22 protein-coding genes and 1 pseudogene are annotated in these 25447 nt (G+C 59.9%); 15 read left to right on the top strand and 8 right to left on the bottom strand.

Annotation, left to right across the window (positions count from 1 at the left end; all coding sequences use genetic code 11):
- Nucleotides 1-42: 42 nt before the first annotated feature.
- The 5 genes and pseudogenes from ABH912_RS08065 (at nucleotide 43) to ABH912_RS08045 (ending at nucleotide 3983) form a co-directional block, all read left to right on the top strand.
- Nucleotides 43-675, top strand: coding sequence for a CDP-alcohol phosphatidyltransferase family protein (locus ABH912_RS08065; protein WP_429510316.1), 633 nt, complete (start codon nucleotides 43-45; stop codon nucleotides 673-675).
- Entirely contained in the window at nucleotides 662-1261 is a 600-nt protein-coding gene (locus ABH912_RS08060; RefSeq protein WP_429510315.1) for a lysophospholipid acyltransferase family protein, read from the top strand. The genes ABH912_RS08065 and ABH912_RS08060 overlap by 14 nt, the downstream gene beginning before the upstream one ends.
- The gene (locus ABH912_RS08055; RefSeq protein WP_033056640.1) at nucleotides 1258-2205 is read left to right on the top strand and encodes a phosphatidate cytidylyltransferase; all 948 of its coding nucleotides are present in this window, start codon (nucleotides 1258-1260) and stop codon (nucleotides 2203-2205) included. Before ABH912_RS08060 ends, ABH912_RS08055 begins: the two co-directional genes overlap by 4 nt.
- Nucleotides 2206-2369: 164 nt before the next feature.
- Nucleotides 2370-3125 (top strand): annotated as a pseudogene (locus ABH912_RS08050) (MCP four helix bundle domain-containing protein); the annotation flags it as partial.
- Nucleotides 3120-3983 (top strand): methyl-accepting chemotaxis protein, encoded by an 864-nt coding sequence (locus ABH912_RS08045; protein ID WP_429513071.1) that lies wholly within the window; start codon nucleotides 3120-3122, stop codon nucleotides 3981-3983. The pseudogene ABH912_RS08050 and the gene ABH912_RS08045, both read left to right, overlap by 6 nt.
- 4 nt (nucleotides 3984-3987) lie before the next feature.
- Here ABH912_RS08045 and ilvD read toward each other — a convergent pair whose 3' ends face one another.
- A complete protein-coding gene (gene ilvD / locus ABH912_RS08040; protein ID WP_429510314.1) occupies nucleotides 3988-5670 on the bottom strand; it encodes a dihydroxy-acid dehydratase in 1683 nt (560 codons plus the stop codon).
- Nucleotides 5671-6057: 387 nt separating this feature from the next.
- Between ilvD and mqo the strand changes: the two genes are divergently transcribed.
- Entirely contained in the window at nucleotides 6058-7704 is a 1647-nt protein-coding gene (gene mqo / locus ABH912_RS08035; protein WP_429510313.1) for a malate dehydrogenase (quinone), read from the top strand.
- A 137-nt stretch (nucleotides 7705-7841) separates the two neighbouring features.
- Here the strand turns inward: mqo and dapF are convergent, their stop codons facing one another.
- Nucleotides 7842-8660 carry a diaminopimelate epimerase gene (gene dapF, locus ABH912_RS08030; protein ID WP_033056636.1) on the bottom strand — a complete coding sequence of 273 codons (819 nt, stop codon included), beginning with the start codon at nucleotides 8658-8660 and terminating at the stop codon, nucleotides 7842-7844.
- A 332-nt stretch (nucleotides 8661-8992) separates the two neighbouring features.
- Nucleotides 8993-11248, bottom strand: coding sequence for a catalase/peroxidase HPI (gene katG, locus ABH912_RS08025; RefSeq protein WP_429510312.1), 2256 nt, complete (start codon nucleotides 11246-11248; stop codon nucleotides 8993-8995).
- 725 nt (nucleotides 11249-11973) lie between these two features.
- Here katG and ABH912_RS08020 point away from each other — a divergent pair.
- On the top strand, nucleotides 11974-13194 hold the full coding sequence (locus tag ABH912_RS08020; RefSeq protein WP_429510311.1) for a helix-turn-helix domain-containing protein: 1221 nt from the start codon (nucleotides 11974-11976) through the stop codon (nucleotides 13192-13194).
- A 36-nt stretch (nucleotides 13195-13230) separates the two neighbouring features.
- On the top strand, nucleotides 13231-13860 hold the full coding sequence (locus ABH912_RS08015; RefSeq protein ID WP_429510310.1) for a glutamine cyclotransferase: 630 nt from the start codon (nucleotides 13231-13233) through the stop codon (nucleotides 13858-13860).
- Nucleotides 13861-13876: 16 nt separating this feature from the next.
- Here the strand turns inward: ABH912_RS08015 and ABH912_RS08010 are convergent, their stop codons facing one another.
- Nucleotides 13877-14737: a CAP domain-containing protein gene (locus ABH912_RS08010; protein ID WP_429510309.1), complete on the bottom strand. Its 861-nt coding sequence runs from the start codon at nucleotides 14735-14737 to the stop codon at nucleotides 13877-13879.
- Nucleotides 14738-14910: 173 nt separating this feature from the next.
- Here ABH912_RS08010 and ABH912_RS08005 point away from each other — a divergent pair, with 173 nt between their 5' ends.
- Nucleotides 14911-15318, top strand: a complete 408-nt coding sequence (locus tag ABH912_RS08005) for a hypothetical protein (protein ID WP_429510308.1) — start codon at nucleotides 14911-14913, stop codon at nucleotides 15316-15318.
- Here ABH912_RS08005 and ABH912_RS08000 read toward each other — a convergent pair.
- Entirely contained in the window at nucleotides 15266-16156 is an 891-nt protein-coding gene (locus tag ABH912_RS08000) for a DMT family transporter (protein WP_033056629.1), read from the bottom strand. The genes ABH912_RS08005 and ABH912_RS08000 overlap by 53 nt on opposite strands.
- 83 nt (nucleotides 16157-16239) lie before the next feature.
- Here ABH912_RS08000 and ABH912_RS07995 point away from each other — a divergent pair, with 83 nt between their 5' ends.
- The 4 genes from ABH912_RS07995 (at nucleotide 16240) to ABH912_RS07980 (ending at nucleotide 20873) form a co-directional block, all read left to right on the top strand.
- Nucleotides 16240-17571 carry a PLP-dependent aminotransferase family protein gene (locus ABH912_RS07995; RefSeq protein WP_429510307.1) on the top strand — a complete coding sequence of 444 codons (1332 nt, stop codon included), beginning with the start codon at nucleotides 16240-16242 and terminating at the stop codon, nucleotides 17569-17571.
- A gap of 157 nt (nucleotides 17572-17728) precedes the next feature.
- On the top strand, nucleotides 17729-18145 hold the full coding sequence (locus ABH912_RS07990; protein WP_429510306.1) for an organic hydroperoxide resistance protein: 417 nt from the start codon (nucleotides 17729-17731) through the stop codon (nucleotides 18143-18145).
- Nucleotides 18146-18266: 121 nt separating this feature from the next.
- Nucleotides 18267-19379, top strand: coding sequence for a CapA family protein (locus tag ABH912_RS07985; protein WP_429510305.1), 1113 nt, complete (start codon nucleotides 18267-18269; stop codon nucleotides 19377-19379).
- 222 nt (nucleotides 19380-19601) lie between these two features.
- Nucleotides 19602-20873 (top strand): epoxide hydrolase family protein, encoded by a 1272-nt coding sequence (locus ABH912_RS07980; protein ID WP_429510304.1) that lies wholly within the window; start codon nucleotides 19602-19604, stop codon nucleotides 20871-20873.
- Between the two features lie 26 nt (nucleotides 20874-20899).
- Here ABH912_RS07980 and ABH912_RS07975 read toward each other — a convergent pair whose 3' ends face one another.
- The gene (locus tag ABH912_RS07975; protein WP_033056619.1) at nucleotides 20900-21688 is read right to left on the bottom strand and encodes an alpha/beta hydrolase; all 789 of its coding nucleotides are present in this window, start codon (nucleotides 21686-21688) and stop codon (nucleotides 20900-20902) included.
- A gap of 148 nt (nucleotides 21689-21836) precedes the next feature.
- Here ABH912_RS07975 and ABH912_RS07970 point away from each other — a divergent pair, with 148 nt between their 5' ends.
- The gene (locus ABH912_RS07970; protein ID WP_429510303.1) at nucleotides 21837-22781 is read left to right on the top strand and encodes an aldo/keto reductase; all 945 of its coding nucleotides are present in this window, start codon (nucleotides 21837-21839) and stop codon (nucleotides 22779-22781) included.
- 18 nt (nucleotides 22782-22799) lie between these two features.
- Here the strand turns inward: ABH912_RS07970 and ABH912_RS07965 are convergent, their stop codons facing one another.
- Nucleotides 22800-23480, bottom strand: coding sequence for a glutathione S-transferase family protein (locus ABH912_RS07965; protein WP_429510302.1), 681 nt, complete (start codon nucleotides 23478-23480; stop codon nucleotides 22800-22802).
- A gap of 147 nt (nucleotides 23481-23627) precedes the next feature.
- Here ABH912_RS07965 and ABH912_RS07960 point away from each other — a divergent pair, with 147 nt between their 5' ends.
- Entirely contained in the window at nucleotides 23628-23999 is a 372-nt protein-coding gene (locus ABH912_RS07960; RefSeq protein ID WP_429510301.1) for a nuclear transport factor 2 family protein, read from the top strand.
- 45 nt (nucleotides 24000-24044) lie between these two features.
- On the opposite strand, the gene ABH912_RS07955 is transcribed toward ABH912_RS07960, so the two are convergent.
- Nucleotides 24045-25436, bottom strand: coding sequence for an aldehyde dehydrogenase family protein (locus ABH912_RS07955; RefSeq protein ID WP_429510300.1), 1392 nt, complete (start codon nucleotides 25434-25436; stop codon nucleotides 24045-24047).
- Between the last annotated feature and the right edge of the window lie 11 nt (nucleotides 25437-25447).

The following is a 25447-nucleotide window of genomic DNA, read 5'->3' as shown; positions in this document are numbered from 1 at the left end:
CTGCAACACGTAGTAACTCATCATTTATAGGGATATTGGCCAGTGGATGACAACAGAAGGCCCATCAAGACGCGCTCTGCGGGCTGGGCAAAACGCATCACCGACATTCTGGTGAAAAGAGACATTTCCCCCAATCAGATATCCGTCGCCAGCATCGCCTTCGCGTTTGCCGGCGTCGTCGCGCTCAATATTGATAGCGGGGTCATTGGATCGATCTGCTGCGCGATCGGCATCCAGTTGCGCCTGCTGTGCAATCTCTTCGATGGGATGGTGGCGATAGAGGGCGGCAAGAAGTCCGACATCGGCAGTCTCTACAACGAATTCCCCGACCGGATAGCCGACAGCCTGCTGATCGTAGGGTTGGGGTATGCCATTGGGCAATCCGACCTCGGATGGTTCGCTGCCCTGGCCGCTGCACTGACGGCATATGTCAGGGTGTTCGGCGGCTCGATTGGCCTCAAGCAGACCTTCATCGGCCCAATGGCCAAGCAGCATCGAATGGCCGTGATGACCGCAGCACTGCTGCTGAATGCCGTCGAAGCCAGCGTTTATGGCACTCACTACGTGCTGTTGATCGCGCTGGCTGTCATCGCCATTGGCTCAGTCGCAACCTGCGTTACGCGAACGCTGGCGATCGCCAAGCAGTTGAAGGGGACCGACCATGTGGATCAGTAATGCGCTGATTTCCGTTCTTCGACTGCTGATTGGCGTCACGGCCAGGTGGGAGAGCCCACCGGATCTCTCGCGACAGCGAATCTATTTCGCCAACCACACCAGTCACATGGACACCTTGGCCATCATTGCGGCCCTGCCGCCTGAGGCCAGGTTAAATGTGAAGCCGATCGCCGCTGCCGATTACTGGGGAAAGAACCGGTTTCTGTCGTACATCTCCCAGAAAGGCCTGAATGCCGTGCTGATTGACCGTAAACCGGCGCCCGGTAAAAACGCGCTGGAGCCCATTTTCGATGTGGTGCAAGCGGGTCATTCGATCATCTTCTTCCCGGAAGGCACTCGCTCATCCGAGGCACTGCCCGGGGAATTCAAATCAGGTCTTTTCCGGCTGGCCGAGACCTTCCCCGATGTCGACCTGGTGCCGATCTACCTGGAAAACCTGCATCGCTCCATGCCTAAAGGCAAACACGTCCCTCTGCCGATCATCTGCACGATCCGTATCGGCAATCCGATGGAAAGGATTGTTGGCGAGGACAAACAGGTGTTTCTGGAACGCGCGCGTAACGCCATCGTGGGGCTGTCGAAATGAGTCTTGAAGCCAAGTTTTTGTGGTTCTTTTTTGGATTGGCATGCTTGCTGGCGATTGCTTCGCTGGCCGGTCGATTGCTGGCCCGGCGGGCCAAAACGGAAGGCGCTGTCTCGACCATCGAAAACCTCAATCAGCGCGTGAATGCCTGGTGGGGGATGGTCATCATCTTCTTCGTTTCCTACCTGCTGGGCGGTAATGCAACGGTCGTCCTGTTCGGTTTTATCTCACTGTTCGCGCTCAGGGAGTTCATCACCCTGACACCGACCAGACGGGGTGACCATAACGCCCTGTTTTCGGCGTTCTTCATCCTGATCCCGCTGCAATACATTCTGATCGGTACGCACTGGTATTCGATGTTTACGCTGCTGATTCCGGTGTATTCATTCCTGCTGTTGCCGGCGATTGCGGTGTTGAGTCAGGACACTGACGGCTTCCTGGAAAGGACGGCGAAGATCCAGTGGGGCGTGATGATCTGCATTTATTGCATCAGCCATGCACCGGCGCTTTTGCTCCTGGATCTGGAAGGTTTCGCGGGCCAAAACGCGCTGCTGCTGTTCTATCTGGTGTTCGTTGTTCAGTTGAGTGACGTGTTGCAGTACGTGTTCGGCAAGCTCTTCGGCAAACACAAGGTCGCGCCGCTGGTGAGTCCGTCAAAAACGGTGGAAGGGCTGGTCGGTGGCGGCCTGTCTGCAACGCTGATTGGCGGCTGCATGTTCTGGATGACCCCCTTCAGTTTCTGGCAGTCACTGATGATGTCGTTCGTCATCGTGGTGATGGGCTTCCTCGGTGGTCTGGTCATGTCGGCAATCAAACGCAGTTTGAGCGCCAAGGACTGGGGCACCATGATCAAAGGTCACGGCGGCATGCTCGACCGGATGGACTCGATTTGCTTCGCAGCGCCGATCTTCTTTCACCTGACGCGCTATTTCTTCTCCGCAGCCTGATTTGAGCGCCCTCAAAACCGAAAAAACATACCGCATGTCGTAAAGACATGCGCGTATGGACATTCGCTTCAATAACCACTCGTGCCAGCCGATATCCCCTTTAGCAAACCAATCCGCAGTGGGCTTTACGCCACTGGCAAACGTGCTGAGAGAGGATCCACAGAGTGTCCATAAAATTACGTTTGATTCTGCTGATTGGCACCGGGCTGATGACCGCGTTGATCATGAGTCTGGTCAGTTACCTGGGAAACACCCAGATGGCTGAGGCGGTGAATGACAACGAGGTCAGTATGGCCGTGCTGCGCAATCACCTCGAAGCCGACATGATGCACGACGCGTTACGCGCCGACGTGCTGTCGGCGATGCTGGTCGGGCTGGGTAAAAGCACCAGCAGCAAAGCCGAGGTGCGCACCTCCATCGAGGAACATGCGGCGCATTTTCGTGAAATGCTCGGTGAAAACCTCAAGTTGCCGGTTAACGACACCCTTAAAGCGGGCCTGAACAAGATCAAGCCCAGCCTCGATACCTACATCAGCGCCGCCGAACGCATCGTCGCGCTGGCGCTGGAAAATCCGGAAGCCGCGCAGCAACAACTGGGCAGTTTCAGTACGGTATTCAGCCAGCTGGAAGACCAGATGGCCGCCCTCAGCGAACTGATCGAAACCAACACCCAACAGACCAGTGTCGGTACTCAGAAAGTCATCAGTAACGCCAACTTCACCCTCGGCGGCGTCCTGATCGCCAGCCTGTTATTGCTGTTGGCCCAAGGGCGCTGGGTGATGCTGAGCATCATGGGGCCGTTGAAAACCGCCAGCCGCATCGCCGACAGCATCGCCCATGGCAACCTGAGCGAACCGATTGTCGAGCCCACTCACAACGACGAAGCGAGCGCGCTGATTCGCAGCCTCGCGACCATGCAGCGCGACCTGCGCAGCATGATCGAAGTCGTGCGCAGCAACGCCCACGGCGTGACTGGCATGAGTGAGCAATTGAGCAGTGGCTGCCACGAAGTCGCCGGTAGCAGCCAGCAGCAAAGCGTAGCCGCCAGTACCATGGCGGCGGCGGCCAGCGAAATGACCGCGAGCATCGAGGAAATCACCCGGCATGCCGAGCGCGCACTGAACATGGCCAATCAGGCCGAGGCACTGGCCAAGGATGGTGGTCGTGTGATCCATCAGGTGGTCAACGACATGGACGGTATTGCGCGTTCGGCGCAGCAATCGGCCCAGGTGATCCGCACGCTGGACAAGGAGTCCGAAGGGATTTTCAGCATCATCCAGGTGATCAAGGGCATCGCCGACCAAACCAACCTGCTGGCGCTCAACGCCGCGATCGAAGCCGCTCGTGCCGGTGAGCAGGGCCGTGGATTTGCCGTGGTGGCCGACGAAGTGCGCAGCTTGGCGGGACGCACCAGCGCCTCCACCCAGGAAATTGCCACGATGGTCTCGCGCATCCAGCAAAGCACCCGTGAGGCGGTGAGCAGCATGGAGGCGGGCGTGGCGCAGGTCGACAAAGGCATGGCCGTGACCGCTGACGTCGAGCGCGCCATCCGCGAAATCCTCGACGCCACGTTGAACACCACGCAACTGGTCAATGACATCACCCGCACCATCGGTGAGCAGAGCCTGGCCAGCAACGAAATCGCCCATCAAGTCGAAATGATTGCCGGCATGTCCGAAGGCAACAGCAAGGTGATTGGCCGGACCGCTTCGACCACCGATGAGTTGTCCACCCTCGCAGGCAAGCTCTCGCAGTCGGTGGACCGGTTTCGGCTTTGATGATCTAGAGGTACTTATCTGTGACGGCGCCTTCCGAGGCGCTGGACACGGTCTTCGCGTACTTGGCCAACACGCCGCGTTTGTACTTGGATTCCGGGCGTACCCAGCGGGTCTTGCGCTCGGCCAGTTCGGTGTCGGAAACATCGACCGTGATCTGCCGTGTTTCGGCGTCGATGGTGATCTTGTCGCCGTCTTCAATCAGCGCGATCGGCCCGCCATCAAAGGCTTCGGGTGTGATATGACCCACCACAAACCCATGTGAACCGCCGGAGAAGCGACCATCGGTGATCAGCGCAACGTCCTTGCCCAACCCTTTGCCCATGACCGCCGACGTCGGCGAAAGCATTTCGCGCATGCCCGGGCCACCTTTTGGGCCTTCGTAGCGAATCACGATCACATCGCCGGCTTTGACTTCGCCATTGAGGATGCCAGCCAGCGCACCTTCCTCGCCGTGATAGACCCGCGCCGTGCCTTCAAAGCGCAAGCCTTCCTTGCCGGTGATCTTGGCCACGGCACCGGTGGGCGAAAGGTTGCCGCGCAGCACTACTAAATGAGAGTCCTTTTTGATCGGTTGGTCGAAGGGCAGGATCACGTCCTGGCCCTCGGGGTAGTCGGGCACGTTTTCCAGGTTTTCGGCCAGGGTTTTGCCGGTGACCGTCAGTGCATCGCCATGCAGCATCCCGGCGGCGAGCATGCGCTTCATCAGCGGCTGAATGCCGCCGATGGCCACCAGTTCACTCATCATGTATTGACCGCTGGGGCGCAGGTCGGCCACCACGGGAGACACCTTGCCCAGCTCGACAAAATCATCCAGCGTCAGCTCGACATCCACGGCATGCGCCATGGCCAGAAGATGCAGCACGGCATTGGTCGAGCCGGCGAGGGCGATCACCACCCGAATCGCATTTTCAAAGGCCTTGCGGGTCATGATGTCGCGCGGTTTGATGTCTTGTTTGAGCAGCTCCATGACCTGCTGACCGGCGCGGAAACTGTCCGAAGCCTTGTCGCTGCCGACGGCGTCCTGAGAGCTGGAACCGGGCAGGCTCATGCCCAACGCCTCAATCGCCGAAGCCATGGTGTTGGCCGTGTACATGCCGCCGCAGGAACCGGGGCCTGGAATCGCCACTTCCTCGATTTGCTTGACCTGAATTTCGCTGATATCCCCCCGCGCGTTCTGACCCACAGCCTCGAACACGGAGATGATATCGGTGTGGCCGGCGCCCGGCCGGATGGTGCCGCCATAGACGAAGATGGAAGGGCGGTTCAGCCGCGCCATGCCGATCAGGCAGCCCGGCATGTTCTTGTCACAACCGCCCACGGTTACCAGGCCGTCAAAGCCTTCGCAACCGGCCACCACCTCAATGGAATCGGCGATCACTTCCCGCGACACCAGCGAATACTTCATGCCTTCGGTGCCGTTGGCGATGCCGTCGGAAATGGTGATCGTGTTGAAAATGACGCCCTTGGCGCCAGCGGCATTCGCGCCTTTTTCGGCTTCAATCGCCAGCTTGTCGATGTGCATGTTGCAGGGCGTGACCATCGCCCAGGTGGAGGCGATGCCGATCTGCGGTTTCTTGAAGTCCTCGTCCGTGAAACCCACTGCGCGCAGCATGGATCGTCCCGGCGCGCGTTCCACGCCGTCGACCACTTGGGAGGAATATTTGCGCAAATCGTTTTTGTCGCTCATGACTGCTCCTCACAGGCTCGTCGAGAAAATCACGATGAGTATAGTGGGCTCAGCGCTCGAGCCAGGACTATCAAGTCGGGAACAGACGCGCGGGTTTGCCGTGTCGTGATATTCTTCGCCCCAACTTGCTTTGACTTATTCAGTTTGCGTGTCCTCGAGACGCGCCAACAGAATCACTGTCGCTCAAGTAGCTGAAGCCAATAATGATAAAAAGTCAGTTCAGTAGGGACATATAAACTGAGGTCGATGGAGACACGTCGGCCTTGTGTGCCCACCCTCCAATCCTTATGCGTGCGGAACCCACAGCATGCTGCCTGCATGCCGTGAACCAGGGGCCTCAAGCGTGGGGATGGAAGGGCGGATGGCGTTTTATCATAGGTGCTACACATGTTTAAAAAAATGAACACGGCCCTGCTGGGGCTGGCTTTGTCGATGGGGATCGTGTCCGCGCAAGCGGAAGAGGCAAAGAAAGTCGATGTGCTGCTGATTGGTGGCGGCATCATGAGCGCAACCCTCGGTGTCTGGCTCAATGAGCTGGAACCGGGTATGTCGATGGAAATGGTCGAGCGCCTCGACGGTGTCGCCCTGGAAAGCTCCAACGGCTGGAACAACGCCGGTACCGGTCACTCCGCCCTGGCCGAGTTGAACTACACCCCGGAAGACGATAAAGGCAACGTTCAGATCCCGAAAGCCGTTGAAATCAACGAAGCCTTCCAGATCTCCCGTCAATTCTGGGCCTGGCAGGTTCAGCAAGGCGTACTGAAGAACCCGCGTTCGTTCATCAACTCCACGCCGCACATGAGCTTTGTGTGGGGCGATGACAACATCAAGTTCCTGAAAAAGCGCTACGAAGCCCTGCAAGCAAGCCCGCTGTTCGCCGGCATGCAGTACTCCGAAGACCCGGCTGTGATCAAAAAGTGGGTTCCGCTGATGATGGAAGGGCGTGACCCGAACCAGAAAGTCGCGGCCACCTGGTCTCCGATCGGTACCGACGTGAACTTCGGCGAGATCACCCGCCAATTCGTTGCGCACCTGCAAACCACGCCAAAGTTCGACTTGAAACTGTCTAGCGAAGTGCAAGACATCACCAAGAACGAAGACGGCAGCTGGCGCGTCAGCTACAAAAACCTGAAAGACGGCACCCAATCCGAAACCGACGCCAAGTTCGTGTTCATCGGCGCGGGCGGCGGTGCACTGCACCTGCTGCAGAAGTCCGGCATTCCTGAAGCCAAGGAATACGCAGGCTTCCCGGTTGGCGGCTCGTTCCTGGTGACCGAGAACCCGACCATCGCCGAGCAACACCTGGCCAAGGCCTACGGCAAAGCCTCCGTTGGCGCACCGCCAATGTCGGTTCCGCACCTGGACACCCGTGTCCTGGACGGCAAGCGCGTCATCCTGTTTGGCCCATTCGCGACCTTCAGCACCAAGTTCCTCAAAGAAGGCTCGTACCTGGACCTGCTGACCACCACCACCACGCACAACGTGTGGCCAATGACCAAAGTCGGCATCAAGGAATACCCGCTGGTCGAGTACCTGGCTGGCCAACTGATGCTGTCTGACGAAGACCGCCTCAACGCCCTGAAAGAATACTTCCCGAACGCCAAAGCCGAAGACTGGCGCCTGTGGCAAGCCGGCCAACGCGTACAGATCATCAAGCGTGATGAAGCTGCCGGTGGCGTGCTGAAATTGGGTACCGAGATTGTTGCTTCGCAAGACGGCACCATCGCTGGTTTGCTGGGCGCATCGCCGGGCGCTTCGACCGCTGCACCGATCATGCTGACCGTGCTGCAGAAAGTGTTCAAGGACAAGGTTGCTTCGCCGGCCTGGCAGGAAAAGCTGCATCAGATCGTGCCTAGCTACGGCACTCAGTTGAATGGTAGCCCTGAGAAAGTGGCTGAGGAGTGGGCTTACACCGCCAAGGTGCTGCAGCTGACTCCGCCGCCGGCGATTGGTCAGGTGGCGGCTCCGGCTGCTGCTCCGGCTGCTCCGGCTAAGGCGCCGAAGGCTAATGCTGCGACTGATATGGCTCTGTAACTAGAGACGTAATCAAAAGCCCACTGGACCGGTGACGGTCAGTGGGCTTTTTTGTGCCCTGAATTCAGTTTTTAGTAAGTGGGCGGTGAACCCATCTTGTTTTTTTATCGTTGTGAGTTCGCAGCACCAGATAGCCGCTATAAAGCGTGTAACAAACTATCCGTAATTATTCCCGAAAAAGTTGTCTCTACCGGTCCGATGAGAAAGACAGATCCCACGCCATCCCATTGAACCGTCACAGTTCCTCCGTCACATTCAACCTCAACAGAATTGTCTAATAAACCACGACGAATTCCGTTAACAGCGGCGCCACAAGAGCAGGAACCTGAACCGAGCGGAATACCACCCCAGCGCTCCCAAATGCGCAACCGGATGTGCTTTCGGTCAATGATCTGGACGAAATGTACGTTCGTCCTGAGGGGAAACAGGGGGTTGGTTTCAATTGTCGGGCCGATTGTCGCTATATCAATGGCTGTTAGATCATCCACAAAATAGGTGCAGTGCGGATTGCCCATGCTGCACGCTGTTGGGCCACCAGCAAGTGGTAAAACAGCAGTGTCCAGTTCCAGAGCCAGGGGAATATCCGACCAGCCGAAACGCGGCTTCCCCATGTCGACAGAAATTGCACCGCTTGAAGTTCGTTCGCAAGTGAGTAGACCACGGTTGGTTCGGAGCGCTATCGACGTGGTATTTGATTCGCGCATCAGCATATCCGCGGCACCCCGCGTTGCACTGCCACAAACATCCAGCGTGGAGCCATCTGCATTCCAGAACATCAAACGCGCATCGGCATCATCGCAATCGAGCACCACCGCGAGTTGGTTGAAACCGATTCCTCGGTGCCGATCACCCATTCGCCGAGCGAGGGTACTTGTCATTGGATCGGCCGAGTTTCGCGAGTCCACAATAATGAAGTCATCGCCATTGGCGTGCATTTTATGAAAACTCAGCGGCATACATAGATCCTGGCGGAATTGACGTTTAAAGGTGATCTAGCCCCAATTCGATGTTCTGATCCGTATTTTCCTGCGCTATCTGCATCTGTAATGCACACAGCCGCCGGCTCACAATAACAGCACGCTCCGCAGTCGCGGCAACCGCTGCACCGCAAACTCTTAATGTAGGAGGCCCCAATGGGCAAGATGGCGATTTTCCTGGGTGGATTTCTGGTGTTGACCATTTTGATTGGTGCCCTGGCCACGATCTCTCCGACGTAGTCCTTTCTGCGATCAAAAAGCACAACGCCTCCCCAGTGGGAGGCGTTGCAGTTTCAGCGATACCGCTCGTGTTACTTAACGTCGAAGCGATCCAGGTCCATCACTTTGGCCCAGGCGACTACGAAGTCTTTGACGAACTTCTCTTGCGCATCAGCGGTTGCATAGACTTCAGCCAACGCTCGCAGCTGTGCATTTGAGCCGAAGACAAGGTCGACACGGGTGCCTGTCCACTTCAGTTCGCCGGTTTTGCGATCGCGTGCTTCAAACTCCTCGTTAGCCTCCGACACCGGTTTCCATTCCACGCCCATATCCAGCAGGTTTTTGAAGAAATCGTTGGTCAACGCTTCCGGCTGCTGGGTGAATACTCCGTGTTTGGTTTGTCCGACGTTGGTGTTCAGCACGCGCATGCCGCCAATGAGCGCGGTCATTTCTGGCGCGGTGAGTGTCAGCAGTTGCGCCTTGTCGATCAACAGTTGCTCGGCCGGTACGCGGTATCTGCCTTTGAGGTAGTTACGGAAGCCATCGGCGATGGGTTCGAGGAAGCCGAAGGATTCCACGTCCGTCTGCTCTTGGGAGGCGTCCATCCGTCCTGGTGTGAAAGGCACCGTTACGGTCTGACCGGCATTTTTCGCCGCCTGTTCGACGCCGGCGTTACCGGCCAGCACGATCAGGTCTGCCAGCGAGATTTTCTTGCCGCTGTTGTTGAACTCGCTCTGGATACCCTCGAGTTTCGCCAGCACGTTCGCCAATTGGTCAGGCTGGTTGGCCTGCCAGAACTTCTGCGGGGCCAGACGCAAACGCCCACCGTTGGCACCGCCGCGTTTGTCGGAGCCGCGGAAGGTCGATGCTGCCGCCCAAGCCGTTGATACAAGCTGCGAGACGGTCAGGCCCGAGGCCAGGAGTTTGCTCTTGAGTGCGGCGACGTCACTGTCGTTGACCAAGGCATGGTCGACCGCTGGAATCGGGTCTTGCCACAGTAGCTCTTCGCTCGGCATTTCCGGGCCGAGGTAGCGGGAGAGGGGACCCATGTCGCGGTGGATCAGCTTGAACCAGGCGCGGGCGAACGCGTCGGACAACTGGTCTGGATTGGCCAGGAAACGCCGCGAAATCGGTTCATAGATCGGGTCGAATCGCAGCGACAGGTCGGTGGTCAGCATGGTCGGATTACGACGCTTGGACGGGTCGTGAGCATCTGGAATGATGCCGGCGCCGGCGTTGTTTTTCGGTATCCACTGGTTCGCACCGGCCGGGCTTTTACTCAGTTCCCACTCGAAGCCGAACAGGTTTTCCAGGTAGTTGTTGCTCCACCGGGTGGGCGTGGTGGTCCAGGTCACTTCCAGGCCGCTGGTGATGGTGTCCGCGCCTTTACCGGTGCCAAAGCTGTTCTTCCAGCCGAAGCCTTGTTGTTCGAGGCCAGCGGCTTCGGGCTCGGCGCCGACATTGTCGGCAGGCCCGGCGCCGTGGGTCTTGCCGAAGGCGTGACCGCCGGCGATCAGTGCCACGGTTTCTTCATCATTCATCGCCATGCGCGCGAAGGTTTCGCGGATGTCCTTCCCGGCAGCGACGGGATCCGGGTTGCCTTCCGGGCCTTCCGGGTTCACGTAGATCAGGCCCATTTGCACGGCGGCGAGCGGGTTCTCCAGGAAGCGCCCCTGGTCGGTGCGGCTCTCCTCATTTTCCCCTGGCTCAGCGACGAGTGGGCCTTCGCCGGGCTCTTGCATAACCTTCTGTTCTTTGCCGTAGCGGGTGTCGCCACCCAGCCATTTGTTTTCCGAGCCCCAATAGACGTCTTCATCCGGTTCCCAGACGTCTGGACGACCACCGGAAAAGCCGAAGGTCTTGAAGCCCATGGACTCCAGCGCGACGTTGCCGGTGAGGACGATCAGATCCGCCCAGGAAATTTTGCGGCCATATTTTTGCTTGATCGGCCAGAGCAGGCGGCGGGCCTTGTCGAGGCTAACGTTGTCCGGCCAACTGTTGAGCGGCGCGAAGCGCTGCTGGCCGGAACCGGCGCCACCACGACCGTCACCGGTGCGGTACGTACCGGCGGCGTGCCAGGCCATGCGAATGAAGAGTGGCCCGTAGTGACCGAAGTCCGCCGGCCACCAGTCCTGGGAATCGGTCATCAACGCAGTCAGGTCTCTTTTGACCGCTTCAAAGTCCAGGCTTTTGAATGCTTCGGCGTAGTTGAAGCCCTCGTCCATGGGATCGGACAGGGACGAGTGCTGATGGAGGATCTTCAGATTCAGTTGGTTCGGCCACCAGTCGCGGTTTGTCGTGCCACCGCCAGCGGCGCCAATAAACGGGCATTTCGATTCGTTTGCCATGTGTGAGCTACCTTTGGTCGTATTCATCCGGCTATCCGGCCCAGCGTGGGCGTTAAACAGCAACGGGCGAAACCAATGACACAGGCTGCAGGGCCAGCAGTTTGATCAACTGATTGTTTTGATCACACGGGATTCTGAACAGCGGCAATCGAGTTGCCTGCACGGTGGCCACGGCAGGTTTAGTCAGGCTTCTGACCCATTCCTATCTCCTTATCAGCTCTTGACCGGCCGGCTTAGGGGGCCGGCGCTCGAGTAAGGTTAGACCCCAGTTGGGAAGTCAGCTAATAGGGGGAGTATTGGGTCGTGATAGGCAGAGTCTTTTACTGGCATCAGGGGCAGGGCCCGCGTCTATTTGAAGCATAGACGCGCCTCTTCACGCCCTGAACCCTGGCAACGCGGTGCACAGTGAAGGCTGCCTTTTGTCGGTGTGCCTGAACCGGACTCGCGATCAATTGATCCATTTAGAAGGACTCAAAAGCCGTCGTCATTCTTCTCTTTGAGGAACTCAAACCATGTTTGTCGGCTGTTTCCATCAGCCTGGTATTCGTTTTCCTGTGCATTCACGAACTGGGTTCTCACTACACCTATGCCAAGGCAGGCACCTGCGGCTTTAGAGTCACGCCCAACATTCGAGTGTCGGGTGGCCTCCTTCGTGATGGGTCATCGTGAGATAGACTCAACAGCGAACATCCGACGGTGGGAGTGACAACGGTGGCGGGATTGCGATGGACTCGCTGATCACGGCCGCAGCGCAGGCGCTGGCGGCGGGTGATCCGCTCGGCGCGCTGAACCGGGTCGCGTTGCGCGACGATGCGCCGGCGCTGGCGTTGCGCGGGATTGCGATGGCGCAACTCGGTGATCTGGTGCGAGCCAAGGCGCTGGTGCAGAAGGCGGCGCGGGCCTTCGGGCCAAAGGAGGCCTTGGCTCGGGCGCGCTGTGTGGTCGCCGAGGCCGAGATCGCGCTGGCCTCCCGGGAGTTGGGCTGGCCGGTGAAGGCACTCGAGTCGGCGCGGGTAACGCTTGAGGCGCATGGCGATCGAGTGAACGCCGCTCATGCGCGGTATCTGCAGATTCGGCGTTTGCTGCTGATCGGGCATCTCGAAGAGGCCGAGGTGCTGCTCGCCGAGCTTGATCCTGCGCCATTGCCGCCGGCATTGCGCACCGCCCACGAACTGGTCGTGGCCGGGATCGCGATGCGGCGACTCGAGACGAACAAGGCGCGGTCTGCACTCACAAGAGCCGAGCACGCCGCGCGCGACGCCGATATTCCTGCGCTGACGGCCGAGGTGGAAAACGCTGCCCTTGTCCTCGACACGCCCGTCGCGCGTTTGATTGCCTATGGCGAAGAACGGCCTCTGTTGCTGGAAGAGGTTGAAGCCTTGCTGGCGTCCACGTCGCTGGTGGTGGACGCCTGTCGCTACGTCGTGCGGGGTGCCGGTATGTCGGTTTCCCTCGCTACACGGCCGGTCTTGTTCGCCCTTGCGCGGGCACTGGCCGAAGCGTGGCCGGCCGATGTGTCGAGGGAAACGCTGATCGTCCGGGCCTTTTGTTTGAAGCACGCCGATGAGTCCCTTCGCGCACGGTTGAGAGTCGAAATCGGGCGACTGCGTGCGGCGCTGAAACCCTTGGCCGGCATCACTGCAACTCAACGTGGTTTTGCGTTGGTGTCGCTGGTTGCCTCTGACGTTGTGGTGCTGGCGCAACACGTTGAAGAGAAGCACGGGTCGGTGTTTGCTTTCCTCGTCGACGGTGAGTCGTGGTCGAGTTCGGCCCTGGCACTGGCTCTCGGTGCCAGCCAGCGCACGGTGCAACGAGCACTCGAGGAACTGGCCCACGCGGGCAAGGTGCAGTCGTTTGGTCGCGGTCGGGCGCGTCGCTGGATGACCCCGCCGGTGCCGGGTTTCGCGACGACCTTGTTACTCCCGGTTCCGTTGCCGGGTGACTAGGATGAACGCCACACACCCGTAACGAGGAATGCCAACATGAAACAGTCAGCAGCCCAAATCCTTCGTGAATATGGACCCTTTGCCGGTGCCGACAAGGTGCATGGCGTCACCTGGGACGGCCGGCACGTGTGGTTTGCCACCGGTGACAAACTCAACGCCCTGGACCCTGAAAGCGGCAAGACACTGCGTTCAATCGATGTCGCCGCCCATGCCGGCACCGCCTTCGACGGCCAGCACCTGTTCCAGATCGCCGAGGACCGCATCCAGAAAATTGACCCGCAGACCGGTCGTGTACTTGCGACTATTCCGGCGCCTGGCAGCAGTGACTCAGGGCTGACATGGGCGGAAGGTACGCTGTGGGTCGGCGAGTATCGGGATCGCAAGATTCATCAGATCGATCCCGAGACCGGCGCGATTCTGCGCACCCTTGAATCCAACCGCTTTGTCACCGGGGTGACGTGGGTCGAGGGTCAGCTGTGGCATGGCACCTGGGAAGAAGACGAGAGTGAGTTACGCCATATCGATTCGACCACCGGCGAGGTGCTGGAGAGCGTGAAGCTGCCGGACGGCATCGGGGTGTCGGGGCTTGAATCGGACGGCGGCGAGCAGTTTTTCTGCGGCGGCGGTGGCAGTGGAAAGGTGAGGGCGGTGCGGCGCCCCAAATAAGACGCCGCTCAATCACTCAAGGCGCGCCAAACAACATCGTCCAGTAAACCCCCTCATCACTGCGCGCGTCCGCCGCATAGGCTGCGCCCATCTGGGTAAACATCGGATTCATCAGGTTGGCGCAATGCCCCGGGCTGGCCAGCCAGCCCGACATGGCCTTGCTCGGTGAACCCTGGCCGGCAGCGATGTTCTCGCCGATCTGCCGGCCACGGAAACCAGCGGCTCTGGCTCGGTCTGCGGGCATGTCACCGTCGGGGTCCTGGTGTGCGAAGTAGTTGCCGTAGGCCATCGCCTTGCTATGCCCTTGCGCCGCAGCGCCCAGGGCTGCGTTCCAGGCCAATGGCCGTGCGGCGGCGAAGCGCTGACGACCGCAGAGTCGCGGCTTTGAGCGTGCTGCATTGACCTGTGCCAGCAACGCTTTGCTGACAGCTCGCGAATCACCCACGCGACTGTCCAGCACGGGCTGCGCTAGCACCACCTGCCACTCACTCCGGGCACGACTGACGCCAATGTCGGCATATTGGGTATCGAGCAACGCCTCGCAGTAATCGCTCTGGAGCATGTCGAAGGCCTCATCGGCATCCTGCGCACCGACCACACGAATCGTGCGCACGGTCACCGCCTGATAGCCGGACGCTTTCAATCGATCGCGCAAACCGCCGCCATAGCCGATCGGCAAGGCCAGGTTCGACTTCAACGCCAGCGGCGATAACGCTCGGCCGGCGCGCCCCGAGCAACGAGAAGGGTGGGCGCGGTAGTCGTTGATGGCTTCCACCAACTGCCTTTCGGCACCGGCGTGGGCGGGGTTGGCGAACAGGGAAAGCAGGGGAATGAAACAGAGCGAGGCAACGCGAACGGACAGGAGGGTTTGGCGCATGGATGAATAGCTCTGAGCGGGCAAGTGGAATTCACGGCTCGGCTATGACTGGCGCTTCAACACAAGGTTCACGGGCGGAAGATGCATATTTGCGACGGAATCAGTGCGTCCTCCAAAGAGGACGTGGAGGTGTCGTATGATGGCTGCTTTTCACCCGTCACAAGGACCCACCCATGCCGCTAAGCAAACGCGATCAGGCGCACATCGACCGTCGCCTGGTGGCCACCCTGACCGAGGCGTGTGAGACGGCCAAAGTGGAAATCCTCGGGTTCTGCTGGCTGACCCACGAGATCGATTACGATCGGTTCCCTTCCAGTCTGAGGGTTATCTGGGTCTTCGATACGCAGGCCAATAAGGATCAGGCGCTGGCCAGCGGGCAGGGCGAGCGCATGCTCGAGTTGACGACCAATGCGTTAAGCGAAGCGGACGTTCTCGTCAGTCCGGTATCGGCCCATGTGCAGTTCGATTCTGAAGAAGCCTGCCAGCGCGCCAATGGCGGAAACTGGCAGCAACGCTTGTCGCGCCCGCTCACTTCGAAAACTTCCTCGCCCCAGCCACGCAAAGGATCACCGCGACGGTAACCCCCAGCATGCCGATGCTGACATGTTCGTGAAGCAGCGTGGCCGCCAGCGCCAAACCAAAAAACGGCTGCAGCAGTTGCAGCTGGCCGACGGCGGCAATCCCCCCTTGGGCAAGCCCGCGGTACCAGAAGACGAAACCGATCAGCATGCTGAAGATCGATACGTACGCCAGGCTCAACCACGCGGATGGGGTAATTCCCGAGAACGAAGCCGGGGCCATTAACCAGGTCAGCGGGACCATGACGGGCAGCGACAACACCAATGCCCAAGAAATCACCTGCCAGCCTCCCAGTGTTCTTGAAAGCTTTGCGCCTTCTGCATAACCCAGCCCGCAAGCGAGGATGGCCAGCAGCATGAGGATGTCGCCGGTCGGCGAAGCGGTCAGGCCTTGCGAGACCGCAAACCCCACGACCAACGCGCTGCCCAGCACCGAGAAGAACCAGAACACCGGCCGTGGACGCTCCCCGCCGCGCAACACGCCGAACACCGCAGTAGCGAGTGGCAACAAGCCAACGAAGACGATGGAGTGCGCCGACGTCACGTACTGAAGCGCCAGCGCCGTCAGCAGCGGAAACCCGACGACAACGCCCATTGCCACGATCGCCAAGGGCATAAGCTGACGCTTGGCGGGCCGTTTTTCTTTAAACAGCACCAGCATGCAAAGGGCCAGGAGCCCGGCAATCGCCGCTCGGGCAACGGTCAGGAACACCGGGTCGAATTCCAGTACGGCCAACCGTGTGGCCGGCAGCGAGCCGCTGAAAATCAGCACGCCGATAAACCCGTTGAGCCATCCGCTCGCGGTCTTTTCCGTCGTTGGGTTTTGCAGGGTCCGTTCCATCTGAGGGCACTCTCAATTTGCAGAGATCCATCGTATGATCGACGATCACTACAATCAAAAAATTGTCATGGATACAACTCGACATGCCTCGCTCACGGTACAAGTCATTAGTGGATGCTTTGGCGGCTGACATCCGGTCAGGGCGATTGTTGCCGGGCACGCGCTTGCCGACGCACCGTCAACTGGCGGCAACAGAAGGGCTGGCATTGGTGACCGCCAGTCGGGTGTATGCAGAGCTCGAAGCCATGGGCCTGGTCAGTGGCGAGACGGGGCGAGGCACGTTCGTGCGGGAGACGTCGTTGCCGCCGGGCTTGGGTATCGACCAGAAAAACGTTGCCGTCGGAATGACCGACCTCAACTTCAACTATCCCTCGCTGCCAGGGCAGGCAGAACTCTTGCGAAATGCGCTGCGCCAGCTCGCCGCGGGCGGTGATCTGGAATCCCTGTTGCGCTACCAGCCACACGCCGGGCGCCTGCATGAACGCGCCTCGGTGGCGCGCCATTTGCTCGCCCGAGGGCTGACGGTAGAGGCCGAGCAAGTGTTAGTGGTCAGCGGTGCCCAGCATGGGCTGGCCGTGACGATGATGGCGCTGTTGCAACCCGGTGATGTGATTGCAGCGGATGCACTGACCTATTCAGGATTCATCGTGCTGGCCGAAGCCTTGCACCTGGAAATCGTGCCCATTCCCGTGACCGAAGAGGGACCAGATCTGGAGGCGTTGGACCGTCTGTGCCGGAGTCGCCGCGTGCGGGCGGTGTACACGATGCCGACGCTGCACAATCCGCTGGGGTGGGTGATGAGTGCCGATCAACGCGAGTCGCTGGTGACGATCGCGCGCCGGCATGACTTGCTCATTATCGAGGACGCCGCGTATGCGTTCCTTGCCGAGAACCCGCCAGTACCGATAGCGCAAATCGCCCCCGAGCGGACCGTTTACGTTTCAGGGCTTTCCAAAAGCGTGGCCACTGGACTGCGCGTAGGTTTCGTCGCCGCCCCGGCCGAAAAAGTGCCCGCGCTGGAGCGAACGATCAGGGCGACCACCTGGAACACCCCCGGCGTGCTGACGGCGATCGCGAGCACGTGGCTCGACGATGGCACCGTCATGCAACTGGAAGCTGAAAAACGCCAGGATGCGCAAGCCAGGCAAACCATGGCCGCCGAAGTGCTGGCGGGCCTTGCGTGCATTCGTCATCCGTCGTCCTATTTTCTTTGGCTGCCTTTGTCTGAAGATGCGAGGGCCGACCAGATCGCCGCGGCGCTGCTGCGTGAAAAAGTGGCGGTTTCAACCGCTGAGCCTTTTGCGACTTCTGCTCATGTACCGCATGCAATTCGCTTGGCGCTGGGGTCGGCAGAGATGGGCGCACTGCGTGAGGCGCTGGAAAAAGTGAAGTGGGTGATTGGTGCTTATTCGTAGCCCGAAGTCGCCCACCGCCATCTATATTGAAAGGTCCAGTCCGCTGCGGGTGATGCAAGCGCCGGACGAATGGCGAATCCCTCAAGCAAGCAGGACTGGTCGATACGCTCACAGAGGGCAATCTTTTTCATCCCGCATTTTCAATCAGGAGATCGTCATGACCCAGATCGAAAAAGTACTGTACACCGCCAAAGTCCACACCACGGGTGGGCGGGACGGCGCATCACGCAGTGATGATGGACGACTCGACGTCAAGCTTTCGTCCCCCGGCACCAAGGGCGACGGCACCAATCCGGAGCAATTGTTCGCCACCGGGTGGTCAGCCTGTTTCATCGGTGCGATGCAGGTCGCTGCCGGCAAAATGAAAGTCACGCTCCCGCCTGACCTGGCCATTGACGCCGAAGTGGACCTGGGCACCAACGCAGGCGGTTACCTGCTGCAGGCTCGCCTCAATATCAGCCTGCCGGGAATGGACCGCGAAACGGCCCGGGCGCTGGTGGATGAAGGGCACAAACTTTGTCCGTACTCCAAAGCCACGCGGGGCAACATCAACGTTGAGATCAACCTGGTCTGAGCCGGGGCTGTCACGCACATTGGCAAGTTATCGCAAGGGTGAAGCTTAGGTTTCGCCCTTGCGACAGGCCCTGCGGTTGGCTGCCAGCCATTGGCAAATTCGGGATGTCCGGGAGGGTGCCATGGCAACTGTTACCGATACGCTGAAGCTGTTTCTCTGCGGTGATGTCATGACCGCCCGCGGCATCGACTCAGTTTTGCCGCATCCTGGCGATCCGCGGCTTTACGAGTCTTACGTCAAGAATGCTGGCGACTACGTACGGCTGGCAGAAAGACTCAGTGGCTCGATTCCATGCCCAGCCGATTTCACCTATGTGTGGGGCTTTGCGCTGGAAGAGTTCGAACTTCACCGGCCGCACGCACGCATCATCAATCTTGAAACTGCGGTGTCCCGCCGCGGACGACCGGAGCCAAAGGGCATCAATTACCGCATGAGCCCGGAGAACTTCCCGGCCATCCGCGCAGCCGGCATCGACTGCTGCGTGCTGGCCAACAACCATGTGCTGGACTGGGGGGCAGCCGGCCTAGCCGATACGCTAGATACCCTGGCGAGTAACGGTATGTGCAGCGCCGGCGCCGGGCACAATCGGCAATCTGCCGAAGCGCCCGCCGTGCTGCCGCAGCCTGGCGGGCGGCGCTTGCTGGTGTTTGGCCTCGGTGCACCCGACAGCGGCATTGCGCCGGATTGGGCCGCCACGGATAGGCGCGCGGGCGTCGCGAGACTGGAGGATTTGTCGATGCAAAGCCTGCGCCCAGTGGCCAAACGGATTCTCGCGGGCAAAAATCCGGGGGATCGGGTGGTCGCCTCCATTCACTGGGGCGGCAACTGGGGGTTCGATATCCCACGCGAGCATGTCCGGTTCGCCCATGCCTTGATCGACGAGGCCGGAGTTGACGTGGTGCACGGGCATTCCTCGCACCACGTCAAGGGCATCGAGGTGTACCACGAACACCTGATTCTCTATGGCTGCGGTGATCTATTGAACGATTACGAAGGCATCGAGGGCCACACAGCCTTTCGCGGCGATCTGGGGCTTCTCTACTTTGCCTCGCTGGACACGGGCGGGCACCTGCAGTCGCTGGACCTGATACCCACCCGCGTGCGCCGCTTTCGCATCTGTCGCGCCGAAGGGGATGACCGTCAATGGCTGCACGACACCCTTTCTCGCGAGTGCGCACGCTTGGGCAGCAGCCTCCAGCCGGGCGCGAAAAATGCTTTCGAGTTGCGTTGGTAGGGGCCATGCCTGCCGAATTCAGCGGCGTTTTGCTGTCTGGAGAAGGGGGTAAAAATTCAGCGATCAAGCATGAGTGACCGGTTTCAGGGCGTGTGAAAACGTCCGGGATTGTCTAACCTTTTTGACGTCGAGATCGTAAAGGGCACCATGCGCCGCCCGACCTCCGCCCACGCCATTCTCACCACGGACGGACTCATCGTATCCCTCAGCTGAGGTATGAAGATGAAGCTCACACTCGCGGCCGCTGTAGCGACCCTCGCGCTTTGCGTCTCGGCCCTCGCCAGCGCCGCTCCCGCCGCCAAACCCCAGGCCATTCAGCCCTTCCACGTTAATGTGGCGGACAAGGAACTCGTCGATCTGCGCAACCGTATCGCGGCGACCCGCTGGCCGGACAAAGAGACGGTTTCCGATCGATCACAGGGCGCACAGCTGGAACAACTGCAGGCGCTGGTTCGCTACTGGGGCACGGACTACGACTGGCGCAAGGCCGAGGCGCAGCTCAATAATCTGGCGCAGTACGTGACCACCCTCGACGGGGTCGACATCCACTTTATCTGGGTGCGCTCCCCCCACCCGAACGCTTTGCCGATGATCATGACCCACGGGTGGCCAGGCTCGGTGTTCGAGTTCATCAAGGTCGTCGGTCCGCTCACCGATCCGCCTGCGCACGGGGGCAATGCTGCAGATGCCTTTGATGTGGTGATTCCGTCCATTCCTGGCTACGGCTTCTCTGGTAAGCCGAATGGTATCGGTTGGGATCCGGACCACATCGCCCGGGTCTGGGCGCAGCTGATGCAGCGCCTCGAATACACCCACTACGTCGCCCAAGGTGGCGACTGGGGCGCCCCCATTACCAGCGCGATGGCACGCCAGGCACCGGCCGGATTGCGCGGCATTCACCTAAACCTGCCAGCCACGATACCGGCGGAAGCGAGCGCGGCGCTCGCGGTTGGCGGACCGGCGCCGGCGGGTTTTTCCGAGAAGGAGCGCGCGACCTATGATGCCGTCGCCACGCTCGTCAAACAGGGGAACCTAGCGTACAGCGCGATGATGGCCGCGCGCCCGCAGATGATCGGTTACGGCGCGACGGATTCACCGGCCTTCCTCGCCGCGCTCCTGCTCGTGCATCCAGGCTTTGCCCGGTGGACATACGGCGCCGACCCGCAACAGTCGCCGACGAAGGATGAAGTGCTGGACGACATCACGCTCTACTGGCTGACGAACAGCGGCGCCTCGGCAGCCAGGCTCTACTGGGAAAACATGGGGCGAAGCCCTCTTTCTTCGGCCGCACAGAAGACCACCGAGATTTCGTTGCCGGTGGCCGTCACGGTGTTTCCAGAGGATGTCTACTGTCCGCCAGAAACATGGGCAAGGCGTGCTTATAGCAACCTGATCTACTTCCACCAGGCCGACAAGGGCGGCCACTTCGCGGCCTGGGAACAGCCGCAGCTATTTACCGAGGAACTTCGCACGGCGTTCCGGTCGCTGCGCTAGTCGAACACTGCCCGTGGTACCGCCACTTACAAATCATCGCCCAACACCTTCAGGTACTCGGGACTCTCGGAGATCGAGTTGTGCCCCGTACCCGGTATGACCTTCAGCGACGCCACTCCGTTGGCGAAATGCGTGAAGAGCCGCTCGGTGCTGGAACGCGGTATCACTTCGTCGTGCTCAGCCGCGATCAAGAGCGTCGGCACCGTGATGTGGGCGGCGTACTTCCAGGATTCAAACGTGTCCTTGAGCAACCATTTCACCGGGAAGATGGGGAACTGCCGGGCGGCGAGTTCTTCAACACTGTTGTAGGGCGTGATCAGCACCAGACGCGCCGCCGGGCGTTGGCTGGCGAGGCGTACGGCGACGCCCGAGCCCAGGCTGCGACCGACCACCGTAATGTGTGGATGGGTGGCGTAGACCAGGTCAAACAAGGTCAGGGCGTCGCGCGAAATCATCTCCTCGGAGGGCGATCCGGAACTGCCACCGTAGCCTCGGTAGTGCAGCAAGTAGAGGGCGTGATCGGCAAAGGCTGCGGAAAACGAAGGCAGGCTCCGGGAGACGTCCTCGGCATTTCCACCGAAATAGATCAACGCATTCGGGCCCTCGTGCGGCCTGACGGACACCAGCACCTGCGCGTCGTCGACCGACAGCGTGAGCAGCGATGCCGAGGTGCCGACAGCGCGGGGTTGCGGGAAGTAGATGAGGGCGCGCTGAAACACAAACAGCGCAGCGCAGAGCGCCAGATACACGACGGCGATGATGACGACGATTGACACCAGGATTCGTGGCATTCGACTAACTTTAGTGGGCGGCATTGACGGCTCTGGCCGGAAGACGGCTATCGCTTGATCGCTGTCAGAGTGTAGTAGACAGGTAGCTATGCTGATGTGGCTAGCCTCGTGCGTGCGGCGCGAGAAGTGCTGTGGACCGTGGCTGACAGCAAAAATGTGGAAGGGCAATTCCATGAGCCACACTGATGGGTACACGCGTCGAAAAATACTCATGCTGGCTGCCGGTGCTTCGGCGGTTTTCACCTTCGATCCAGCGTTTGCAGCATCCACGCCGTCGAGCGAAACAGGAGGCAAGAACATGCTGACCCGGGCCATTCCATCCAGCGCCGAACGCTTACCGATCGTTGGGCTGGGCACGTATCGCGGTTTTGATGTCGAGCCTTCAAGCCCCGCCTACAAGCAACTGCCTGCGGTGCTGCGCGCGTTGTTCGAGAAGGGCGGGAAGGTGATCGACAGTTCGCCGATGTACGGTCGCGCCGAACAGACGACCGGTGAGCTGCTGTCGATTCATGAACCGCGCTCGCCCGCGTTTCTGGCCACCAAGGTGTGGACCCGTGGACGCGAGGAAGGCATCGCGCAGATGGAGCAGTCCTTCAAGCTGCTGCAGACCGACCGGATCGACCTGATGCAGATCCACAACCTGCTGGACTGGAAAACCCATCTGCCGACCTTGCGCAAATGGAAGGAAGAAGGGCGCATTCGTTACATCGGCATCACCCATTACACGGCGTCGGCGTATGACGAGGTGGAAGCGGTGCTCAAGGCCGAGCCGTTGGACTTTTTGCAGATCAACTATTCCCTGGACGATCGCGGCGTCGAGAAACGCATCCTGCCGCTGTGTCGCGAGCGGGGCGTGGCGGTGATCTGCAATCGGCCTTTCGGCGGCGGTGATTTGCTCGCGCGCTTGAAGGGCAAGCCGTTACCGGGATGGGCCGCGCAAGTGGGGATCAACAGCTGGGCGCAACTGGCGCTCAAGTTCCTGCTGACGCATTCGGCGGTGACCTGCGTGATCCCCGGCACCGGCAACCCGCGTTACATGGCGGAAAATGCCGGTGCAGGTTTCGGTCCGATGCTGACGGGGGCGCAGCGCGAGCAGTTGATTGACGTGGTGGGGTAGACGAGTTGTCGAGGCTCGTCAGGTGTTGTTCGGTGCCTGGCGAAATCTCTCCGGGATGGCCTCCGCAAACGGATAAAACGAAAACCAGGGTCTGGCTTCATCGATCACCCGCTGGACGGACGGTCTGCTCATCAGCCTGTCGAAATAGGCTTTCAAGTGGCCGTAGTCGTCGGGAAACGGCTCGAGCGTACTGGCATAGAAAAGTGCCGGGGCCGCGGCGCAGTCGGCCAGGCTGAAATCATCACTGGCCAGCCAGATTCTGGACGCCATCTGGTGGTCGAACATGCCGTACGTCGTCTGCAGTGTGGAACGTTCTCTGGTCAAATCGCCATGAGTGCCGCGCAGGCGATCAAACACAATCTGTTGTAGCGGGTGTTGGAGATAGTGGTCGCAGACACGGTCCCACAGACGGACCTCCAGCGCGGTGTCCCAATCGCTGGGAACGAGTGGATGTTCACCGGCATAAAATCGGTCCAGGTATTCGATGATGATCGTGGTCTCCGCCACGTTGCGCTCGCGAGTGTGGTCGCGGATGACCGGGAACTTGACGAGCGGCCACAGCGCTTGCAGCTCTGCTCTGTCTGCATCGTTGGCGAGATCGATGATCCGCTTCTCGAATTCGACAGCGTTTTCATAGAGTGCGATCAGCACTTTGTGGCAGAACGACGACAGCGGATGGTAGTAAAGAGTCAGCGACATCTCTCAGCTCCTCGAAAGGCAAGTGACCCCCATCATCATAGTCGCCGTCCGGGACGGTGAAGCGCGCGGTGCTAGACTTTCAGGGTGGGGTGGATGATCGAACAACCTGATCCGGCGGTGCGATGGTGAGAACGCTGGAGGTATGACATGACGACTCAACTGCTGGCTAAAGAACACATCAACGTGGTGGTCCGCAATTATGTAGAAGGCATGGTGTTCGCTGATGAAGCCTTGCTGCGACAGGCCTTCCATCCTTCTTGCCGCATCATTGGTCATTACGAAGAAAAGCTGGAATGGGCATCCCTGGAGGAATTTATCAGCGCGATCAAGGCCGAAGGGCCGGCAGCCAAAGAGGTCAAACCGTTTTGGGAAGTACTCAGCATCGATGTCACAGGTGATGCCGCCGCGGTGAAAGTCGATGATGTTTATCTCGGCATGCGATTTACCGATTATCTGTCGCTACTGAACATCAATTACCGCTGGATGATTGTGAACAAGCTGTATTACCTGAACGAATAGCGCGTGAGCCCGGGAGCCCAAAGGCTCCCGGGCATCGTTATGCAATCAGCGACGATCCAGCCACACGGTCTGGGCATTGCAGAATTCGCGCACGCCGAAATGCGAGAGTTCACGGCCAAACCCGCTTTTCTTCACGCCGCCGAAGGTGACTCGCGGGTCGGAGGCGCAATAACCATTGATGAACACGCCACCGGTTTCCAATTCACCGGCCATCTGCTCGGCGAGTTCGACGTTGCGTGTGTAGATGGTTGCAGTGAGGCCGAACTCACTGTCATTCGCCAGTGCCATTGCATGCGCCGCATCGCGCGCGGTGATGATCGAGGCCACCGGGCCAAACAGTTCCTGTTTGAACGAGGTCATCTGGTCGGTGACATCACCGAAAACCGTGGGCTCGTAAAAGTTGCCAGGGCCTTCAGCCTTCTTGCCGCCCATCAACAGCGTCGCGCCTTCTTCCAGGGTGTCGCGCACCTGTTGATCCAGTTCATCACGCAGATCAAAGCGAGCCATCGGGCCGATGTAAGTGTCGGAGGCCAGTGGATCACCGACCAGCAGTTTTTGCGTGGCTTCGACGAACTTGCGCGTGAATTCCTCGACGATGCCTTGCTCGACGATCAAGCGTTTAGCCGCCGCGCAAACTTGCCCGGTGTTCTGGTAGCGGCCAATCACGGCGGCTTTGACCGCTTCGTCGAGGTCAGCATCGTTAAGGACGATGAACGGATCGGAGCCGCCTAGTTCCAGTACACACTTCTTCAACGCCGCACCGGCTTGAGCGCCGATGGCGATGCCGGCTCGCACGCTGCCAGTGAGGGTCACGGCCGCAATGCGGGGATCGGCGATTGCAGTGGAGACGCCGTCGGGCGTGACATTGATCACCTCGAAGACACCTTCGGGGAAATCGGCTTGCTTGAAGGCTTCCCGCAACAGATAAGCGCTGCCCATCACGTTGGGGGCATGTTTGAGCACGTAGGTGTTGCCGGCGATCAACGCTGGAACGGCGCCGCGCAGGACCTGCCAGATCGGGAAGTTCCACGGCATTACGGCGAGAATCGGACCGAGCGGGCGATATTCAATGCGCGCTTTTCCACCTTCAACCAGCGTCGGTTCGGCGCTCAACATCGCCGGGCCGTGTTCGGCGTACCATTCGCAGAGCAGCGCGCACTTTTCGATTTCGCCGCGGGCCTGAGTGATCGGCTTGCCCATTTCCAGGGTGATCATGTTCGCCATCGCGGCGGCATTGTCGCGCAATACCCGCGCCAGCGCCGTCAACAACTGCGAACGTTGATCAACCGGTTTGCTGCGCCAGGCGCGAAACCCGGCAGCTGCGCGGGACAGGGCGGCATCCAGTGCCGATGCAGATTCAAAAGGGTAGTGGCCGATCTGCTCGCCGTTGGCAGGGTTGATCGAAATGGCATGGGTGAGGCTGGAAACTTGAGTCATGGCACCGTCCT

The sequence above is a fragment of the Pseudomonas sp. BT76 TE3572 genome (assembly GCF_050435365.1).
GTDB lineage: Bacteria > Pseudomonadota > Gammaproteobacteria > Pseudomonadales > Pseudomonadaceae > Aquipseudomonas > Aquipseudomonas fluorescens_W.
The sequence above is the reverse complement of the archived record's forward strand: the minus strand, read 5'-3'. Positions and strand labels throughout refer to the sequence as shown.

Coding starts and splice junctions, on each gene's coding strand:
- ABH912_RS08060 (WP_429510315.1), top strand. CDS start 662: ATGTGGATCAGTAATGCGCTGATTTCCGTTCTTCGACTGCTGATTGGC.
- ABH912_RS08055 (WP_033056640.1), top strand. CDS start 1,258: ATGAGTCTTGAAGCCAAGTTTTTGTGGTTCTTTTTTGGATTGGCATGC.
- ABH912_RS08045 (WP_429513071.1), top strand. CDS start 3,120: ATGCAGCGCGACCTGCGCAGCATGATCGAAGTCGTGCGCAGCAACGCC.
- ilvD (WP_429510314.1), bottom strand. CDS start 5,670: ATGAGCGACAAAAACGATTTGCGCAAATATTCCTCCCAAGTGGTCGAC.
- mqo (WP_429510313.1), top strand. CDS start 6,058: ATGTTTAAAAAAATGAACACGGCCCTGCTGGGGCTGGCTTTGTCGATG.
- dapF (WP_033056636.1), bottom strand. CDS start 8,660: ATGCCGCTGAGTTTTCATAAAATGCACGCCAATGGCGATGACTTCATT.
- katG (WP_429510312.1), bottom strand. CDS start 11,248: ATGGCAAACGAATCGAAATGCCCGTTTATTGGCGCCGCTGGCGGTGGC.
- ABH912_RS08020 (WP_429510311.1), top strand. CDS start 11,974: ATGGACTCGCTGATCACGGCCGCAGCGCAGGCGCTGGCGGCGGGTGAT.
- ABH912_RS08015 (WP_429510310.1), top strand. CDS start 13,231: ATGAAACAGTCAGCAGCCCAAATCCTTCGTGAATATGGACCCTTTGCC.
- ABH912_RS08010 (WP_429510309.1), bottom strand. CDS start 14,737: ATGCGCCAAACCCTCCTGTCCGTTCGCGTTGCCTCGCTCTGTTTCATT.
- ABH912_RS08005 (WP_429510308.1), top strand. CDS start 14,911: ATGCCGCTAAGCAAACGCGATCAGGCGCACATCGACCGTCGCCTGGTG.
- ABH912_RS08000 (WP_033056629.1), bottom strand. CDS start 16,156: ATGGAACGGACCCTGCAAAACCCAACGACGGAAAAGACCGCGAGCGGA.
- ABH912_RS07995 (WP_429510307.1), top strand. CDS start 16,240: ATGCCTCGCTCACGGTACAAGTCATTAGTGGATGCTTTGGCGGCTGAC.
- ABH912_RS07990 (WP_429510306.1), top strand. CDS start 17,729: ATGACCCAGATCGAAAAAGTACTGTACACCGCCAAAGTCCACACCACG.
- ABH912_RS07985 (WP_429510305.1), top strand. CDS start 18,267: ATGGCAACTGTTACCGATACGCTGAAGCTGTTTCTCTGCGGTGATGTC.
- ABH912_RS07980 (WP_429510304.1), top strand. CDS start 19,602: ATGAAGCTCACACTCGCGGCCGCTGTAGCGACCCTCGCGCTTTGCGTC.
- ABH912_RS07975 (WP_033056619.1), bottom strand. CDS start 21,688: ATGCCGCCCACTAAAGTTAGTCGAATGCCACGAATCCTGGTGTCAATC.
- ABH912_RS07970 (WP_429510303.1), top strand. CDS start 21,837: ATGAGCCACACTGATGGGTACACGCGTCGAAAAATACTCATGCTGGCT.
- ABH912_RS07965 (WP_429510302.1), bottom strand. CDS start 23,480: ATGTCGCTGACTCTTTACTACCATCCGCTGTCGTCGTTCTGCCACAAA.
- ABH912_RS07960 (WP_429510301.1), top strand. CDS start 23,628: ATGACGACTCAACTGCTGGCTAAAGAACACATCAACGTGGTGGTCCGC.
- ABH912_RS07955 (WP_429510300.1), bottom strand. CDS start 25,436: ATGACTCAAGTTTCCAGCCTCACCCATGCCATTTCGATCAACCCTGCC.